This window comes from Rubrivirga marina (assembly GCF_002283365.1).
GTDB classification, from domain to species: Bacteria; Bacteroidota; Rhodothermia; order Rhodothermales; family Rubricoccaceae; genus Rubrivirga; species Rubrivirga marina.
Window position 1 is genome coordinate 604693 of record NZ_MQWD01000001.1, and the last position, 17413, is coordinate 622105.

Genomic DNA, 17413 nt, shown 5'->3' on the forward strand with positions numbered 1-17413 from the left:
CTACTTGATGAGGGCGAACCGCCCGACGGACTCGCCCACGCCCGGCGCGTCGACGTGGAAGAGGTAGACCCCGTAGGCGACGTCCATCCCGTCGCGCGAGGTCAGGTCCCACGGCTCCTGCCCGTCGTCGACGGCGGCGCTGTGGGTGAGGGTCTGGACCAGATCGCCGGTGATCGTGTAGATCCGGATGGTGCACTCCGGCGGCAGGTTCATGAAGTAGATCCGCCGCTCGCCGCGCCCCACGAGGTACGGGTTCGACGGCTCGAACCGGCTCGTCGCGACGTACGGGTTGGGCACGACGTACACGTCGTCGAGCGCGTCGGCGGCCGCAGCCTCGTCGAAGGCTGGCGGCGTGAACGCGAACGCCACGCGGTCGCCGGTCGCGAACGGCTTGACGGTGTCGAAGCGGAGGACGGCGCCGGGCTGCGGCGGGACCGGCACCACGCCCGGCTCGGCGACGGGGTCGGGCGGGCGGATCCGGACCGCCCAGCCGGCCCGCCAGCGACCGCCCTGCTGCGCGGGCTCGGCGCCCGGCGTCTCGCCGTCGACCAGGATGATGAGGTCCCCGTGGTCGTACTGCCCGTTGCGGAGCGAGTCGACGTCTTCGACGAGGATCACGTCCTGCTGGCGGTCGAGCGTCCGGTTCCAGACCTGGAACGGGAGCGGGAACGCCTGCTGGCCGAACGCGAGGATGAGGCTCGTCTGCGGCGTCTGCCCGGCCTCGGCAAACCGGACCTCGAAGTCGTACGGGAAGGGGACGTAGCGAGCCGGCGTCACGACGGCCGAGACCGTCCCTGGCTCGACGATCGTGCGATAGGTCCCGCCATCGCCCTGCACGTACCGGACCGTCGAGTCGGGCACGACGATCTCGCCGGGCGCCTCGACCGCGAGGGCGAACCCGTCGGTGAGGGGCAGCTCGTTGAGGCCAGGCCGGATGGTCCCGCTCTCCCGCATCTCGCCGCTGGCGGTGTCGACCAGCTCGTAGGTCGGATTCAGGTCGGTGTCCCACACCGAGGGGTTCGTGAACCGGACCTCGTAGCGCGGCGCGTCCCGGAGCGCCGACGGCGAGACGATCGTGAGATCGACCGCCCCGGTCCCCCGCATGTCGGCGTCGTAGGAGGCGACCTCCGGCGGGACGTAGCCGGCCGCCGGCGCGCGCGGCGTCGCGACCGCCGTGTTGATGTCGGTGACGACGTTCCCCGCGATGTCGTTGTTGATGACGGCCGTCGTGATCGACGGCGAGAGCCCGTCGACGCTGCCGTCGGGCGTCGAGGGGAAGGACCCGTCGTCGTTCCGGTTCACGAGGCCTCGGTCGTAGGCCACGAGCGCGTAGTAGTACGTCTGCCCGTTGACCACGTCGCGGTCGACGTACGAGTGCCGCAACCCGGAGTCGTTGCCGAGGTTGAACTGGACGCCGTTGACCGGGACGGGGTGGAGTCCGCGGAGCCCGTTGGGCAGGTCGAACTGGGCGAGGGGCCGCTGGTAGACCGGGTTGCCGTAGGCGTCGGTGACCAAGAGCCGCTCGCGGAAGTTGGGCTCGGTGCTCTTGTAGAGCATGTAGCCCTCGAAGTCGTACTCGCGGAGGAACGGGTCGTAGCTCCGCTCCGAGCGGGAGTCCCACGAGAGCGTGACCTGCCCGTCGCCCGAGACGGCCGTGAGCGTCGGCTTGTCGGGCGGCCGTGCGAACCGGTAGTTCGCGTTGTAGATCTGCTGGACCGTCTGCTTCTTCCGTGCGAGGGCCGAGTTCTCGACGTCGCGCGGGTCGGCGAAGTCCTTGTCGGCGAAGAGGAGGGCCATCGAGAACCGCTCGGTCTGGCCGGCCGCGAGGGGGAACGGGCCGCTGGCGAAGAACATCCCGAGGTTGCGCCCCCCCTCCAGGATCACGTCGACGGGCGGGAGCGCCTCGCGGAAGACCCGGTAGTTCTCGGCGTCGTCCGTCAGCTCGTAGCGGTGGACGTCGAAGACGGAGAAGCCCGTGAGCCCGATCTGGTCCGACTCGTCCTTGTCGAGCGCGTCGAAGTTGGGCTCGCCCGCCGTCGGCCGCCCGTCGCCCTCGCCGACGTCGCGGCCGGGGTAGTTGTCGGCCTCGGGCCCGAGCCCGTCGGCGCCCACGTCGTCGAGGAGCGGCTCGCCCTCGGACCACTGGCCGTCCTCGTTGAGGTCGAGGAACTGCTCCCAGTTCATGTTCTCGTCGCCCGTCCACCAGCGGCCGTTCCGGTAGGCCACGGTCTCCTCGACCGGGCCGTAGAAGCGCTCGAAATCGTCGACGTTGTAGCGGGCCTCGACGGCGGCGCGGATGGCCTCCGCCCCCTCGACGAGGTCGCCCGGCCCGCTCTCGCGCGTCTCGTCGGTGATCCCGTCCTCGTCGTTGTCGGTCCCGTCGGTCGAGTTGCCGGGCGACTCCAGGAACGCGTAGCCGGCCGTCCCGACCGGGCTCCACTGGCCCGGCGAGCCGATCCCGTCGGCGTCGTAGGCGAAGGCGAGGTCGAGGCGCGTGTTGTAGGCGCCCTCGTCGTCGCCCGAGTCGTCGGTCCCGCCGACGCCCCAGTCGATGTACTGCGCGAACACGACGTCGTCGTAGTCGACGCCGCACTCGTTCGTGATCTCGTAGACCCAGAAGATGACGTCCTGGGCGAGCGGGTGATTCCACTGGAACCCGCGGACGGCGACCTCCAGACCCAGCCCGCCTCGGGTGTCGCCCGGACACGGGAAGAAGCGGTGCGGCTCCTGGGTGTACTCCCGGTCCGGCGCGTCGTCGAACACGAAGTAGGTCTCGACGTCGGCGTTGCGCACCCCGCGGCCGAAGAACCCGTTCCACTGGCCGGCCCAGTCGATCGGTCGGTCGGGCCACTCACCGGGCCACGTCCGCTCGTCGTCGCTGCGGGCCGGGCTGGCCTGGTACGGGTTCGAGTAGCCGGGGACGGGCGCCCAGCCCCACGGCACGCGCGTCGTCGGGTCGCGGTCGATGAACTCGCGGTAGTTCGTGCTCATCGGCGTGATCCGGTTGCCCTGCGCATCGGTCGTGGCGGCCGAGACGATGAACGCGATGCCGTCGACGTAGCTGTGGCCCGAGCCCTTGGGCCACTCGCCGGACGGCTGGTCGGGGTAGCGCGAGATCTCGCCGTAGTTGGAGTAGAGCGTCCGGACGCGGTTGCCGTCGAGGACGCCCCACTGCGTGAGTTGGGGGTTCCCGTCGTTGGGGTCGGGCTCGCGCTGCGCCGAGGCGGGCACACTCGCGGCGAGGGCGAGCAGGAGGAGCGCCCCGTAGCCCAAGCTTGTCATCCTGAGCGAACGCGAAGGATCTCGACGCCCAGGAGTGTGCCCGATGAGCCGGGGGCGACGAGCCCAAACGGTTGCGTTGAGATCCTTCACTGCGTTCAGGATGACAGGGTGGGGGGAGGGAATCATGCCGATCGTGCCTAGAGGTCGAGGCTGACGCCGACCTGGACGAGGCGGGGGGCGACGTAGAAGTCCGGGCGCCGGAGGAACTCGTCCTTCGAGTTCAGGCCGAGCGCGGCGCCGCTGTAGTAGCGGAGGTTCGGCGTGGGCAGGCCCGTGTCGGTGTAGACGTTGGTCACGTTCCGGGCGTCGAGCAGGTTGTAGACCCGGAGGAACAGGCCGGGCTCGAGGCCGCCGAGGCGGACCACGCGCGTGGCGAACAGGTCGACGGTCGCCACCCCGGGCCGGCGGGCCGAGTTCTCGACGCCCGTCCGCTGGTCGGCCTGCGTCGGCGTGTAGGGGAGCCCGGAGCCGAGCTGGGCCACGAGGCTGACGAGGCCGAACGACCGGTCGGCCTGGCCGACGGCGGCGCGGACGTTGAGCTGGTGGCGGCGGTCCCACTCGACCGGGACGAGCTGCTTGACGGGCTCGTTGCCGGCCTGCTCGGCGAGGAGCCGGTCGCGCGGGTCGGAGGCGTTGGCCTCGGCGATCTGGTACGTGTAGTCGACGTTGAGCCCGAACCCGTCGAGCGGGCGGCGCTCGAACGAGACCGTCACGCCGCGGACGTTGCCGTAGTCGCGGTTCACGTAGCGGCCGTAGCGCGAGAGCTGGAAGTCCTCGCCGACGCCGGCCGCGATCGTCTCGATCCGCGTGCCGAGGAGGTTCCGGATGTCCTTGTAGTAGACCGTGAGGTCGAGCCCGACCGTGTTCGAGAACCCCTGCTGGAGCCCGACCTCGTAGGCTACGGTCTGCTGCGGCTCAAGGTCGGCGTAGCCGAACGGGCGGCCCAGGCCGAGCTCCGGGTCGAAGATGTAGTCCGGGTTCGTGAACAGGAAATCGAAGGGCGGCATCTGGAAAAAGTGCCCGTAGGCCACGTGGACCACGCCCGCCTCGGAGATCGGGTAGGCCAGCCCGAGGCGGGGCGAGAGCTGCCACTTCGCCTCCGTCGCCCGCCGCTCCGACGTCCGCGGCTGCGTAAAGTCCGAGGGCACCTCGGTCCGCGCGTCGAAGTAGTCGAGGCGGACGCCCGCGTTGACCACGAGATAGTCGAACTCCATCTTGTCCTGGACATAGACCGAGGCCTCGATGGGCTGCTGGTCGTAGCTCACGTGCGCCGGCGTCCCGGCCGGCGGGATGTCCGGCTCGAACCCCGTCGACGCGTTGTTGAGCACGTCGAACCGGTCGAGCGCGAGGTCGTGGAGCTTGACCTCCGCCCCGCCCTTCACGAGGTGCCGCCGCGTGACCTGGCTCGTGACGTCGAACCGGCCGACCGACGTCCGCGTCTCGCGGGCGAACTGGGTCGGGCGCGCGCCGCCGAGGTAGAAGCTGAAGTTGGGGCTGAGCTCGCGGAGCGCCGTGTCCCGCGGGTAGCGCGAATCGAGCGGGTCCTCGTAGACGTATTCGTCGACGGCGTTCTGGAACGTGGCCGCCTTCAGGTCGAGAAAGGTGCTCCCCGAGAACAGGAGCGTGTAGGTCCCGATGATCGAGGCCGAGCGGCCGTGGACCGTGGTCTGCCCGTCGGGGTTGTAGCGGAAGAGGTGGTCGTAGTTCTGGCCGCGGTCGGTCTGGAGGAGCCCGTTGAGCGCGAGCCGGCCGCCGAAGACCTGGCCGGTCAGCTTGAGCTGGGCCGTCTCCTGCTCGCCCCAGTTGAGCGAGGCGAGCGTGCTGTCGCCGAGGGCCGGCACGTAGACCGTCCGCCCGTCGACCTCGACGGGGACGCGCTGGTCGGTCTCGGCGTAGACCGGCTGGACCACGCGCCGACCGTAGAGGTAGCCGTCGTTGCGGACGACGCGGCCGGACGCGAAGAACGTGAGCCGCGACCCGAAGCCGGGGACCGGGCCGCTCAGCGACCCGTTGGCCTCGACGTTGCCGGTCGCCGAGACCGATTCGGGCCGCTCGAACAGGTCGCTGGCGCCCGTCGCGTAGCCGCCGCCGTAGGCGGTCAGGCTCACGGCGTAGTCCTCGCCGCCGTCCTTCGTCACGATGTTGACCACGCCCGACTGGGCCTGGCCGTACTCGGCGTTGAACGTGCCCGAGATGACCTCGACCTCCTGGATCGCCTCGTTCTCGACCTGGAACGCGAACGACTGGTCGTACACGTCGTTGACCGGCACGCCGTCGACGAGGTAGGCCACCTCGCCGGTCCGCCCGCCTCGGAAGTGCCCCTCGACCACGCCCGCCTGGAGGTTGACGACGTCGGAGAACGACTGGACCGGGAGCGCCTCGAGCTCCTCGGACGAGATCGACGCGGCCGACGACGTCAGGTCGCGCTGGACGATCGGCCGCTCGGCACGCACGATGACCTCCTCGGTCTGGGTCGTCTCCTCCGCCAGCTCCACGTCGAGGTCGGTCGTCCGGTTGATCTGGACGCGGACGCCCTCGACCACGCGCGTCCCGTACCCGATGGCGGAGACGCGGACGCTGTACGTCCCCGGCCGGATGCCGATGACCGAGTAGTAGCCGTCGACGTCGGTCGAGGCCCCGCGGTCGGTGTCGACCACGAGGACGCTGGCGCCGATGACGGCGCCGCCGGACTGGGCGTCGACGACGCGGCCGGCCACCTTGCCGGTCTGCGCGGAGACCGCGCCGGCCAGGAGCACGGAGAGGGCGAGCATGGGCAGGGCCCACGCACGGAGAGGCGATCGCATGACGGGTCGGGCGGGTGCGTCCGGGGCAGCCACCACTGGCCACCCCGGACGGATCGACGAGGGAGCGCTACCGGACGACGGTGATCGTGAGGGCCTCCGAGTGCGAAGGCGTCCGCAGCACGAGGAGGTAGGTCCCGCTCGTCAGGTCGCGGCCGTCGAGCGCGAGGGCGTGCTCCTGGGCCGCCATCGGCTGGCGGTCGGCGAGGACAGCGACGCGGCGGCCGACCATGTCGTAGACCTCGAGCGTGACCTCGGCCGCCTCGGGCAGGGCGAACCGGACGGTCGTGCCGGCCCCGAACGGGTTCGGCGCGTTCGGGCGGAGCCAGCGGTCCTGCGCGCCCGCGACCGGGCGGTCCGGGCCGCCCTCGCCGGCGGTCGCGAAGAGCGCACCGCTCCCGATGTTCGTGATCGAGACGTCGTCCCAGTAGGTCGAGCCGGTGAACGCGTGCCAGTACCGGAGCCGGAGCTCCATGCCCACCGCGTCCTCCCGCGGGTAGACCACGAAGGCGTAGTTCGTCCAGTCGTTGTCCGCCGTCTGCGGGTAGAGCGGGATGACGTTGGGGTTGTACTCCCCGTTGAGCCGGATGTCGAGGCCCCCGAGCTCGTTGTACCCGGCCGCGCCGGACTCGAGGCTCGAGTACCACAGCGCCGTCAGCCCGACGTTGTTGTCGCCCTGGCCGATCGTCGACGGGTCCGCATTGCCTTCCGTCTTCAGCCAGTACGAGATGAGGACCGGCTCGCCCGGCGTCACCGGCACGCGCTCGGAGATGGCGACCGCCTCGGGGGCCTCGGCCGTGTTCTGCTCGATGAGCAGGCTCGACTCGCCCGTGTGGGCCTCGGCCGTGGTCCGGCTCAGGAAGAATGGCTGGGTCTCGGGCCACCCCTCCACGCCGGTCCCGGCGTCGGGGCTGTAGAAGTACCAGCCGCCGGGCACGTCGACCGTCGCGTTGAAGATGTCGCCGGGCCAGACGCCCTCGGTCCCCGTCCGGACGAAGAAGTCGTCGACGTACACCGTCCCCGTCGCGCTCGCGCCCTTGCGGAGCACGATCGTCGCGCTCGTCGCGTCGGCGGGGAACGTGATGGCGCCGAGGTCCGCCGTCGAGACGCGCGTCCAGCCGCCCGTCGAGGCGGCGTCCTGCGGGAGGTCGAGGACGATGTCTTGGCCGAGGAGGTCGTTGCCGGCCGCGTCGCGGAACGAGTAGACGAGCTGGAACTTCGCGTCGTCGGAGGCCGGGGCCGTGTTCACGCCGTCGGCCCACACGAACGCGCCGAACTCGAGGTCGGCGTTCGCCGGGAAGGCCGGGACCCAGTTCCGGATCGCCTCATCCATGGTCCACGACGACTCGCCCGACCCGGACAGCTTCAGGCTGTAGCTCGGCGAGCGCGACTGCTCCGCCGACCACGCCGCCCCGCTGCCCGAGGCGGACCAGTACGACGGCACGTCGCCCTCGAAGCCCATCTCCGAGACGAGGTTGGGCAGCTCCGCGGCGACGTCCGGCGCGTCGCCGATGAACACGTCGTCCCAGTAGGTCGTGCCCGTGAAGCTGTGCCAGTACCGGAGCCGGAGCTCCATCCCGACGGCGTCCTCGCGGGGGTAGACCACGAAGGCGTACTGCGTCCACCCATTGTCGGCTTGCTGGGGCAGGAGCGGGATGACGTTGGGGTTGTACTCCCCGTTGAGCCGGATGTCGAGGCCCCCGAGCTCGTTGTACCCGGCCGCGCCGGACTCGAGGCTCGAGTACCACAGCGCCGTCATACCGACATTGTTGTCGCCCTGCCCGATCGTCGCCGGGTCCGCGTTGCCTTCCGTCTTCAGCCAGTAGGACACGAGGACGGGCACGCCGGGCGTCACCGGCACGCGCTCGGAGATGGCGACCGCCTCGCTCGCCGTGGGGTCGAGTTGCTCGATCCGGAGGCTGTGGCCGCCGGTGTGGGCGTCCGCGTCCGTGACCGTGACGTCGAAGGCCTGGGTGTCGGGCCAGTCGCCGCCGCGCGGGAAGTTGTCCCAGTAGTAGTACCAGCCGCCCGAGACGTCGACGTTGGCGTTGAAGATGTCGCCGGGCCAGACGCCCTCGGTCCCCGTCCGGACGAAGAAGTCGTCGACGTACACCGTCCCCGTCGCGCTCGCGCCCTTGCGAACCGTGATCGTCGCGCTCGCCGCGGCGGCGGGAAACGTGATGGCGCCGAGATCGGACGTCGAAACCTCGACCCAGCCGCCCGTCGAGGCGGCGTCCTGCGGGAGGTCGAGGACGATGTCTTGGCCGAGGAGGTCGTTGCCGGCCGCGTCGCGGAACGAGTAGACGAGCTGGAACTTCGCGTCGTCGGAGGCCGGGGCCGTGTTCACGCCGTCGGCCCACACGAACGCGCCGAACTCGAGGTCGGCGTTCGCCGGGAAGGCCGGGACCCAGTTCCGGATCGCCTCATCCATGGTCCACGAGGCAGCGCCGGAGCCGGAGAGCTTGAGGCTGTAGCCCGCGGTCCGCGCCTGCTCGGCACTCCAGGTGGCCCCGGCGCCGGACGGCTGGAAGTAGGACGGAGCGGCGGCCTCGAAGCCGCCATCGCTGAGCTTGTTCTGTGCCGCGAGGCGGGCGGTCTGGGCCTGGGCCGAGGGGAGGCTCCACGCCAGAAGGGCGAGGGCAGCCGCGGGGAGTAGCAGTCGATGCATGGGAGTGGGGAGGATGGGAAGCGCTTCCAAGAGCGGACGCGCCGAGAACATGCGAGCGGTCCCGCTAGGAGGACTCGCGGACGACGAGCTGAGTCGGAATGAGCGTGGCGTCGGGAATCGAGGCGTCGGCCGTCTCCACGCCCTCGGCCAACACGCCGAGGGCCGCTTCGCCCAGCCGCTCCTTGTGGACGTGGACGGTGGTGAGGGGCGGGAAGGCGAGCGCTGCGCCCTCAACGTCGTCGAAGCCGACGACGGCGAGGTCTTCGGGCACGCGGAGTCCCCGGTCCCGGGCGGCGTCCAGGAGACCGAGGGCGAGGGCATCGTTGGCGCAGAACACGGCCGTCGGCCGGTCGGCGGGGTCGCGGTCGAGAAGCGCACTGCCGGCCCGGGCGCCCGTCGCGCGATCGGAGGGGCCGTCGTCCGTGACGAGGAGCCCATCCGGGATGGGACGGCCGGCGTCCCGCATCGCTTCGGCGAACGCGTCGCGGCGAGCGTTGGGGCTGGGGTGCGTGGGGTCGGCCCCGAGGAAGGCCACCCGTTGGTGGCCGCGCTCGACGACGTGCGCGGCCACGGCGAAGGCCCCGCCCCGGTTGTCGATCGAGACCTGCGGGGCGTCGTCCCACGCGAAGTCCGCGAGCACGTGGGGGATCGCTCGGTCGCGGAGCTGCTCGATGAGGGCCCCATCGACGCCGCCGGCGACGACGACGCCGTCGACGGAGTGCTCGGTGAGAAAGCGCGGGGCGTGCTCGCCGGGAACGTACGGGTCGGGCACGGTCGAGAGCAGGACGTAGAGCCCGCGCCGCCGCGCCTCGAACTCGGCGCCGAGGAAGACGCGGGTGTAGAACGGCTCGCTCTGGCGGAAGTGGTCCTCCCGGAGGACGAACCCCACGTTGCCGGTCCGCCGCGCCGCCAGCCCCCGCGCGCTGCGCGACGGCGCGTAGCCGAGGCGGTCGGCCGCGGCCTGGACGCGCTGGCGGGTCGCCTCGGCGACGGGCCCCTTCCCGTTCATGACGAGGGAGACCGTCGAGATCGACACGTGGGACGCCTCGGCGACGTCGGAGATGGTGGGGCGAGCGGCCATGGGGGCGAGTCGAAGCGCTTTGATCGAAGCGCTTCGAGGATAGTGATTACCTTCGCCTTGCGCAAGGGCCTGAGTGCGTGACCGGCCGCATTCGGCATGATGGAAGCCCTACCGGCCCGGAGCGCCTCCCGGCCTTTCTCTGTCCGCCTCGATGGCGAGCTCGACCGGCGGCGTCGTCTTCGCGCAGACGGTCCCCCCTTTCCCCTGTCCGCCATGCCTGGTGCCCCCTGGTCGCCCCGTTCCACCGGTCTCGTTGCGAGCTGCTTCCTGGGGCTGCTCTTCTGGTGGGGACCCGCGACTCACGCGCAGACGCTCCAGGCCGACTCGCTCGCGGTGGCGTTCGGCCTGGGCCGTGGGCAGGTCGAGGTGGGCGGGGTCTACGCGGGCGCCGAGTTCCACGACAGCCGGCCGGTCCCGGCCCGGATCAGCTTCTACGCGCCAGTCGCCAACAGCCTCGACCTGAGCACCGACTACTGGACCCGCGGCGACTCCCGACCGCTGACGCTCGTCGTCCGCGTCGACGGCCGGGCGGACTCGCTGGGGGCGACGCCCTGGGCCTACCGCTGGACGCCGTACGCCGTCACGTTCCACGAGCGGACGGCGGACTACGACAGCCGGCTGGCCTACCGGTTCGCCGACGACCTGCCCGGCGTGGTGATGCAGCTGATGCTGGTGAACCGCACCGGCCGCCGCGCCTCGTTCGAGGTCGATGCCCGCCTCACGACGACGCTCCGGACCTCGCACACTTACGCGACGCGAGCCCCCCACCGGACCGCGTTCGTGGACGACGGCGCGACCTTCCTCGCCTCGTTCGACGCCGCCGACACGGACTCCGTGGCCCTGTTCGTCGCTAACGTGGGGGCAACCCCGGACGCGACGGGCCGGCCGGCCGATGCGACGGCGGCGTTCACGTACGCGGCCTACCTCGCGCCGGGCGACTCACTCGTCGTCACCCAGATCATCGGGACGAGCCGTCAGCGGGAGAGCGCCGCGGTGCGGCGGCGGGCCGTGGCGACGTGGGCGGATGCAGTGGAGGCCACCGAGGACGGCATCCGGCGGTACGTCCGGGATCAGGGTCGCTTCGACGGGCTGGACCCGGCGCTCCGCGAAACCGACCGGCTGGCCCGCGCCCTCCTCCGCGCCGACCGCCACCACCTCGATGGGCAGGTGGTGCCGATGCCGAGCCCGGCGGAGTACAACTTCTTCTTTACCCACGACCTCCTGCTGACCGACCTCGGGGCGGTCCACTTCGACCCCGCCCGCGTCCGCGACGACCTCCGGTACGTCCAGTCGCTCGTCCGCGCCGACTCGGTGCTGCCGCACGCACGCTACTGGAAGGACAGCACGTACGTCGTCGAGTCCGCCAACGCCGACAACTGGAACCACCTCTGGGCGGTGATCCTGTCGGCGTCGTACCTCAAGCACAGCGGCGATACGGAGACCGTCGACGCGCTCTACCCGACGCTCCAGAAGAGCCTGGCGCTGATGCTCGGCAACGAGCGCGACGGGCTGATGGTCGCCGAGCGGCCGGACTGGTGGGACATCGGCCACGTGCCCGGTCCGCGCGCCTACCTGACGGCGCTCACGATCCGCGCGCTCGACGCCTACGCGTACCTCACCCTCGAGCTGGGCCGGGCCGACGCGGCACTCGCCGACCACGCTCGGCGGGCCGCCCAGATGCGTCGCGCGCTCGTGGACGACCTCTGGGACGACGAGGCGGGCTACCTCCTCAACGGCCTGGACGCGACGCGCACGGACCGTCACTACTACACCGGCTCTCTGGTGGCGGCGTGGTTCGACCTGCTCGACCCCGACCGCCGCGACACGCTCCTCGACACGGCCCGCCGCGAGCTGCTGGACGAGCACGTCGGCATGCGCAACGCGATGCCGATGGACTACCACCTCCTGACCGACGTCTATCGGTTCCAGGAAGGCGAGGTCGGGACACCCGGGCGGTACATGAACGGAGGCGTCTGGCCGCAGGGGAACGCGTGGTACGCCCTCGGCCTGATCGCCGCCGGGCGGGTGGACGAGGCGCGCGACGCGCTCACGCGCTACCTCAGCGTCGCTGGGGTGGAGGACAGCCCGAACGGCCAGCCCGCCTTCTACGAGTACCGCAACGCCGACTCGACCTCGGCCGCCTACGGGGCCGTCGACAAGCCGACGTTCCTATGGGCGGGAGGCTGGTTCCTCCACGTGCTGTACCACCTCGCCGGGGTGCGCGAGACGCCTTGGACCGTGTCTTTCAGTCCCCTCCTGCCGGAGGGGTTCGAGGCGGTCGCCTACGACCTCGCGGTGGAGGGCGGGACGGCCCGGGTGTCGTGGTCGGGCACCGGGACGGCGTTCCGACGAATCGTGGTGAACGGCGCCGAGACGGCGTCGGCGGTGCTGACCGGTCCGGCCTCGCGCATCGAGTTGGTCCGCGGCGTGCCCGAGGCGCCGTACCTCGCCTCGGCGACGGCCCTGGTGGACGACGTGTCGCGCTCGGCCGACGGGCTGGTCGTTCAGATCCGCGGAGTCGTAGGGCAGGAGGTCGCGCTGGAAATCGTCTCGCCGAGGGCTCTCTCGACGGTGCGCGTGGACGGGCGCGCGGTGCCTCCGGCGTCCGTCACGACGACGACGATGGGCGAGACGACGACAGTCCGGCTGGCCTGGACACTGGAGCGGGCCGAGGCGACGGTTACGATCACGCCCTGACCCGTCGTGGAGTCCGGATTGGCCGGTGCGAAGCTCAGGCCGCCCGCCTCGGTGCTGGGGCAGGGCGAGCCGGCCCAGAGGTACCAATCGCGCCCGTCGAAGGGGTCCTCTCGAAGCGGGAGCGGGAAGGCGCGCGGGGCGTCGACCGCCGCCTGGATCGTCGTGTGGTCGCCGGCCCCGTCCCGGGCGACGAGGCCGTAGGCCGAGAGGCCGGGTTGGGCGGCCCCACCGGAAGCGACGACCGCCAGCGCGATGAGGACGCCGCGAGCGAGGGCCCGACTCGGAAGCGCTTGCATTCGACGAGGCGGGGCGTACTATCTTGGCAACGTAACCGGTAAAGTGCAATGGCCGCCCCCCGCGCCCTCCAAGTCCACCCCGACGACAACGTGGCCGTCGCCGTCGAGCCCCTCGCGGCGGGGACGACCGTATCCGTCGGCACCGTCGAGGTCACGCTCCGCGACGACGTCCCGAAGGGGCACAAGGTCGCCCTCCGCGACCTCGCCCCCGGCGCGCCCGTGGTCAAGTACGGGGCCCGACTCGGCGACACCACCGAGGCGGTCGCGGCCGGCGCGTGGGTCCACTCCCACAACCTGAGGACGGCACTCGGCGACCTCCACGAGTACGCCTACGAGCCGACAGACCGCCCTGCGCCGGACGTCCCCGACGCGGCGCCGACGTTCCTCGGCTACCGCCGGCCCGACGGCCGCGTTGGGACGCGGAACGAGATCTGGGTCATCAACACGGTCGCCTGCGTCAACCGTGCGGCCGAGCGAATCGCGCGGACGGCGAACGCCCGCTTCGAGGGCCGCGTCGACGGCGTCCACTCGTTCCAGCACCCGTACGGCTGCAGCCAGCTCGGCGACGACCTGGACTACACGCAGCGCGTGCTCGCTGGCCTCATCCGCCACCCGAACGCGGGCGGCGTGCTCGTCATCGGCCTCGGGTGCGAGAACAACCGCCTCGACGCGCTCCTCGAACAGGCCGGCGACGTGGACCGCTCGCGCATCCGCTATTTCACATCGCAACTCGTCGGCGACGAGGTCGAGGAGGGGCTGGAGATGGTGGAGGAGTTGGTCGGCATCGTCGAGACCGACGAGCGGACCGCGTGCCCGGTCTCCGACCTCGTGCTCGGCGTCAAGTGCGGGGGGTCGGACGCGTTCTCGGGCATCACGGCGAACCCGCTCGTCGGCCGCGTCTCGGACCGGCTGACGGCGCTCGGCGGGACGGTCCTCCAGACCGAGGTGCCCGAGATGTTCGGGGCCGAGCAGCAGATCATGAACCGGGCGGCGACCCGCGAGGTGTTCGAGCAGACGGTCGACCTCATCAACCGGTTCAAGCAGTACTTCATCGACCATGACCAGCCGATCTACGAGAACCCCTCGCCGGGCAACAAGGACGGCGGGCTGACGACGCTCGAGGAGAAGTCGCTCGGGGCCACGCAGAAGGGCGGGACGGCGACGGTCACGGCCGTCCTCGACTACGGCGAGCCGACGGTCGAGGCCGGCCTTAACCTTATCTACGCGCCCGGCAACGACGGCGTCTCGGTCACGGCCGAGGTCGTGGCCGGCGCGACGGTCGTCGTGTTCACGACGGGCCGCGGCACGCCGCTCGGCTTCCCCGTCCCCACGCTCAAGGTCTCGACCAACTCCGACATCGCCGCGCGCAAGCCGCACTGGATCGACTTCGATGCCGGACGGCTCCTGGACGGCTCCGCCTCGATGGACCAGCTCACCGACGACCTCTTCGACACGATCCGCCAGACGGCCAGTGGCGAGCGCCGCGCGCGCAACGAGGAGAACGACTACCGCGAGATCGCCATCTGGAAGGACGGCGTGACGCTCTAGCCCATGACGCGACCCCGACTCCGGCTCGCCTCCGTTTGGAAGCGCTTCTCGCTCGTGCTAGCCGTCGCGCTGGCCGGCTGTGCGGAGGAGAGCGACGTCCGGGTCATCCGCCTCGGCCACGCGCTCGACACGGAGCACCCGGTCCACCTCGGGATGGAGGCCATGGCCGCCACCCTCGACTCGCTCTCGAGCGGGACCATGCGGATCGACATCTACCCGAGCCAGCAGCTCGGGTCGGAGCGCGTGATGCTGGAGCTGCTCCAGATCGGCTCGCTCGGCATGACCAAGGTGTCGTCGAGCGTGCTGGAGAACTTCGCGCCCGAGTTCCGGGTGCTCAGCCTCCCGTTCGTCTTCCGCGACGACGCCCACCGGTTCGCCGTCCTGGAGGGGGCCGTCGGAGACGAGCTCCTGGAGGCGCCCGAGCCGTACCGGCTCCGCGGCCTCGCCTTCTACGACGCCGGCAGCCGGAGCTTCTACACGGTCGACACGCCGGTGCTCGAGCCGTCGGACCTGATGGGCCAGAAGATCCGGGTGCAGGAGAGCGCGACAGCGATGGACATGGTCCGGTCCCTGGGCGGGAGCCCGACGCCGATCTCGTGGGGCGAGCTCTACACGTCGCTCCAGCAGGGCGTCGTGGACGGGGCCGAGAACAACCCGCCGAGCTTCTACCTGTCGCGCCACTACGAGGTCGCGCGGTACTACGTGCTCAACGAGCACACGGCCGTGCCCGACGTCCTCGTCGTCGGGACGACGCTGTGGGACCGGCTCTCGCCGCAGGAGCGCGGGTGGCTCCAAGAAGCCTCTGACGCCTCGGCCGAGGTCCAGAAGCGGCTGTGGCGCGAGGCGACCGAGGAGGCCCTCGAAGCCGTCGAGGCGGAGGGGGTCGAGGTCGTCACGGACGTCGACAAGGCGCCGTTCGCCGCGGCCGTGCAGGGCATGATGACGCAGTACGCGCAGGACCCCCAGATCGCCCGGCTCCTCGACGCCATCCGCACCACGCAGGCGCCCGCCGCCGCCGACTCGACCCGCACCGCCGCCGATGCGTAGCGACCCGACCGTCCTCCCGCCCGCGTCGCGGGATCACCCGCTGTACCGCGTGAAGTCGGCCGTCGACTGGGCGCTGGGGTGGTTCCTGGTGATCCTGATGGGCGTGGCCGTGGTCAACGTGCTGTGGCAGGTGTTCACGCGGTTCGTCCTCTCGGACCCGAGCGCGTTCACGGACGAGCTCGCGCGCTATCTCCTGGTGTGGGTCGGCCTGTTCGGCGCGGCCTACGCGAGCGGGAAGCGGGCCCACCTCGCCATCGACCTGCTGCGGACGCGGCTGACGGGGCGGGCCGTCCACTGGCACGGGATCTTCGTCGGCGCGGTCGTGGGGCTGTTCGCGCTGGGGGTGATGGTGGTGGGCGGCGTCCGGCTCGTGTCGCTGTCGTTCCTGCTCGGGCAGACGTCGGCGGCGCTGGGGCTCCCGCTCGGGGTCGTGTACCTCGCGCTGCCCGCCAGCGGCGCGCTCATCGTGTTCTACTTCACCGTGTTCATCGTCGAGCGGGTCCGCCGGCTCCGCGGTCTCCCGCCGACGCTCCCGGTCCTCCTCGAGACGACGGCCGAGGCCTACGTCGAGACCGCCGACACGGCCCGGGTGTCGCCGGACGAGCCCGACCTCACCCACCCCGGCGGCCCGCCGCCGCCCGCGCCCGCCGACGGCGGGCCCAGCCCCCCCCGCTGATGGAATGGCTCGACGTCGCCGTCCTCGGCGGCACCTTCGCCACCCTGCTCCTGCTCGGCGTCCCGGTCGCGTACTGCATCGGGATCGCGTCGGCCGCGGCCCTGACCCTGAGCGTGCTCCCGGGCCCGGCCGTGACGACGGTGGCGCAGCAGATGGCGACGGGGCTCGACAGCTTCACGCTCCTGGCGATCCCGTTCTTCGTGCTCGCCGGCCAACTCATGAACCGCGGCGGCATCGCGCGGCGGCTCATCGCGCTCGCGCAGGGCATGATCGGGCGGCTGCCGGGCGGGCTGGCGCACGTCAACGTCTTGGCGGCCATGCTCTTCGGGGCGATCTCCGGGAGCGCCGTGGCCGCCGCGACCGCCGTCGGCGGGACGATGGGGCCGGTCATGAAGCGCGAGGGGTACGACCCCGACTACGCCGCGGCCGTCAACATCACGTCGTCGACGACGGGGCTCATCATCCCGCCGTCGAACATCCTCATCATCTACTCGCTCGCCTCGGGCGGCGTGTCGATCGCGTCGCTGTTCCTGGCCGGCTACATCCCCGGCATCGTGGTGGGCGCGCTGATCATGCTCGTGGCGGGCGTCATCGCGGTCCGGCGCGGCTACCCCCGCTCCGACCGGACCGGCCTCGGCGAACTCGCGCGGCTGTTCGTCGACGCGATCCCGAGCCTGTTCCTGCTCGTCGTCGTGATGGGCGGGATCGTGGGGGGCATCTTCACCGCCACCGAGGCGGCCGCGGTCGCCGTGCTCTACGCCCTGATCCTGGCCTTCGTCTACCGCGAGCTCAAGGTCTCCGACCTCCCGAAGGTGCTGCTGGACTCGGCCTCGACGACGGCCGTCGTCATGCTTCTCATCGCGACGAGCCTCGCGATGTCGTGGGTCATGGCCTACACGAACATCCCGCAGACGGTCACGGCGTCGCTGCTGGCCCTCACCGACAGCCCGGTCGCGATCCTGCTCCTGATCAACCTCGTGCTGCTGGTCGTCGGGACGTTCATGGACATGACGCCGGCCGTCCTGATCTTCACGCCCATCTTCCTCCCGATCGCCATCGACCTCGGGATCGACCCGGTCCACTTCGGGATCATCATGGTCCTGAACCTCTGCATCGGGCTGTGCACGCCGCCCGTGGGGACGATCCTGTTCGTCGGCGTCGGCGTGGCGGGGACGACCATCGAACGGGTCATCCGGCCGCTCCTGCCCATGTTCCTGGCGATGGTGATCGCGCTCGTCCTCATCACGTTCGTGCCGGCGCTGAGCCTCTGGCTCCCCCGCCTCTTCGGGTACTAGACGCCCCTCCGCCCCGGAGGCG

Annotated in this window: 9 protein-coding genes; 5 read left to right on the forward strand and 4 right to left on the reverse strand. The window is 71.2% G+C overall.

What is annotated here, in order from left to right:
- The 4 genes from BSZ37_RS02430 to BSZ37_RS02445 all read right to left on the reverse strand — a co-directional run bounded on the left by BSZ37_RS02430 (position 1) and on the right by BSZ37_RS02445 (position 9832).
- On the reverse strand, positions 1–3282 hold the full coding sequence (locus BSZ37_RS02430) for a hypothetical protein (protein ID WP_095509013.1): 3282 nt from the start codon (positions 3280–3282) through the stop codon (positions 1–3).
- A 137-nt stretch (positions 3283–3419) separates the two neighbouring features.
- Positions 3420–6053, reverse strand: coding sequence for a TonB-dependent receptor (locus BSZ37_RS02435; RefSeq protein WP_218830370.1), 2634 nt, complete (start codon positions 6051–6053; stop codon positions 3420–3422).
- Positions 6054–6153: 100 nt separating this feature from the next.
- On the reverse strand, positions 6154–8751 hold the full coding sequence (locus tag BSZ37_RS02440; protein ID WP_095509015.1) for a T9SS type A sorting domain-containing protein: 2598 nt from the start codon (positions 8749–8751) through the stop codon (positions 6154–6156).
- A gap of 64 nt (positions 8752–8815) precedes the next feature.
- Positions 8816–9832 carry a LacI family DNA-binding transcriptional regulator gene (locus BSZ37_RS02445; RefSeq protein WP_095509016.1) on the reverse strand — a complete coding sequence of 339 codons (1017 nt, stop codon included), beginning with the start codon at positions 9830–9832 and terminating at the stop codon, positions 8816–8818.
- A gap of 213 nt (positions 9833–10045) precedes the next feature.
- Between BSZ37_RS02445 and BSZ37_RS02450 the strand changes: the two genes are divergently transcribed.
- From BSZ37_RS02450 to BSZ37_RS02470, 5 genes are all read left to right on the forward strand, one after another.
- Positions 10046–12529 (forward strand): MGH1-like glycoside hydrolase domain-containing protein, encoded by a 2484-nt coding sequence (locus BSZ37_RS02450; protein ID WP_143537536.1) that lies wholly within the window; start codon positions 10046–10048, stop codon positions 12527–12529.
- Between the two features lie 344 nt (positions 12530–12873).
- On the forward strand, positions 12874–14373 hold the full coding sequence (locus BSZ37_RS02455) for a UxaA family hydrolase (protein WP_095509018.1): 1500 nt from the start codon (positions 12874–12876) through the stop codon (positions 14371–14373).
- A 3-nt stretch (positions 14374–14376) separates the two neighbouring features.
- Entirely contained in the window at positions 14377–15420 is a 1044-nt protein-coding gene (locus BSZ37_RS02460; protein WP_095509019.1) for a TRAP transporter substrate-binding protein, read from the forward strand.
- On the forward strand, positions 15413–16096 hold the full coding sequence (locus BSZ37_RS02465) for a TRAP transporter small permease (protein ID WP_218830371.1): 684 nt from the start codon (positions 15413–15415) through the stop codon (positions 16094–16096). The genes BSZ37_RS02460 and BSZ37_RS02465 overlap by 8 nt, the downstream gene beginning before the upstream one ends.
- Positions 16096–17391, forward strand: coding sequence for a TRAP transporter large permease (locus BSZ37_RS02470; protein ID WP_095509020.1), 1296 nt, complete (start codon positions 16096–16098; stop codon positions 17389–17391). Before BSZ37_RS02465 ends, BSZ37_RS02470 begins: the two co-directional genes overlap by 1 nt.
- Positions 17392–17413 lie beyond the last annotated feature (22 nt).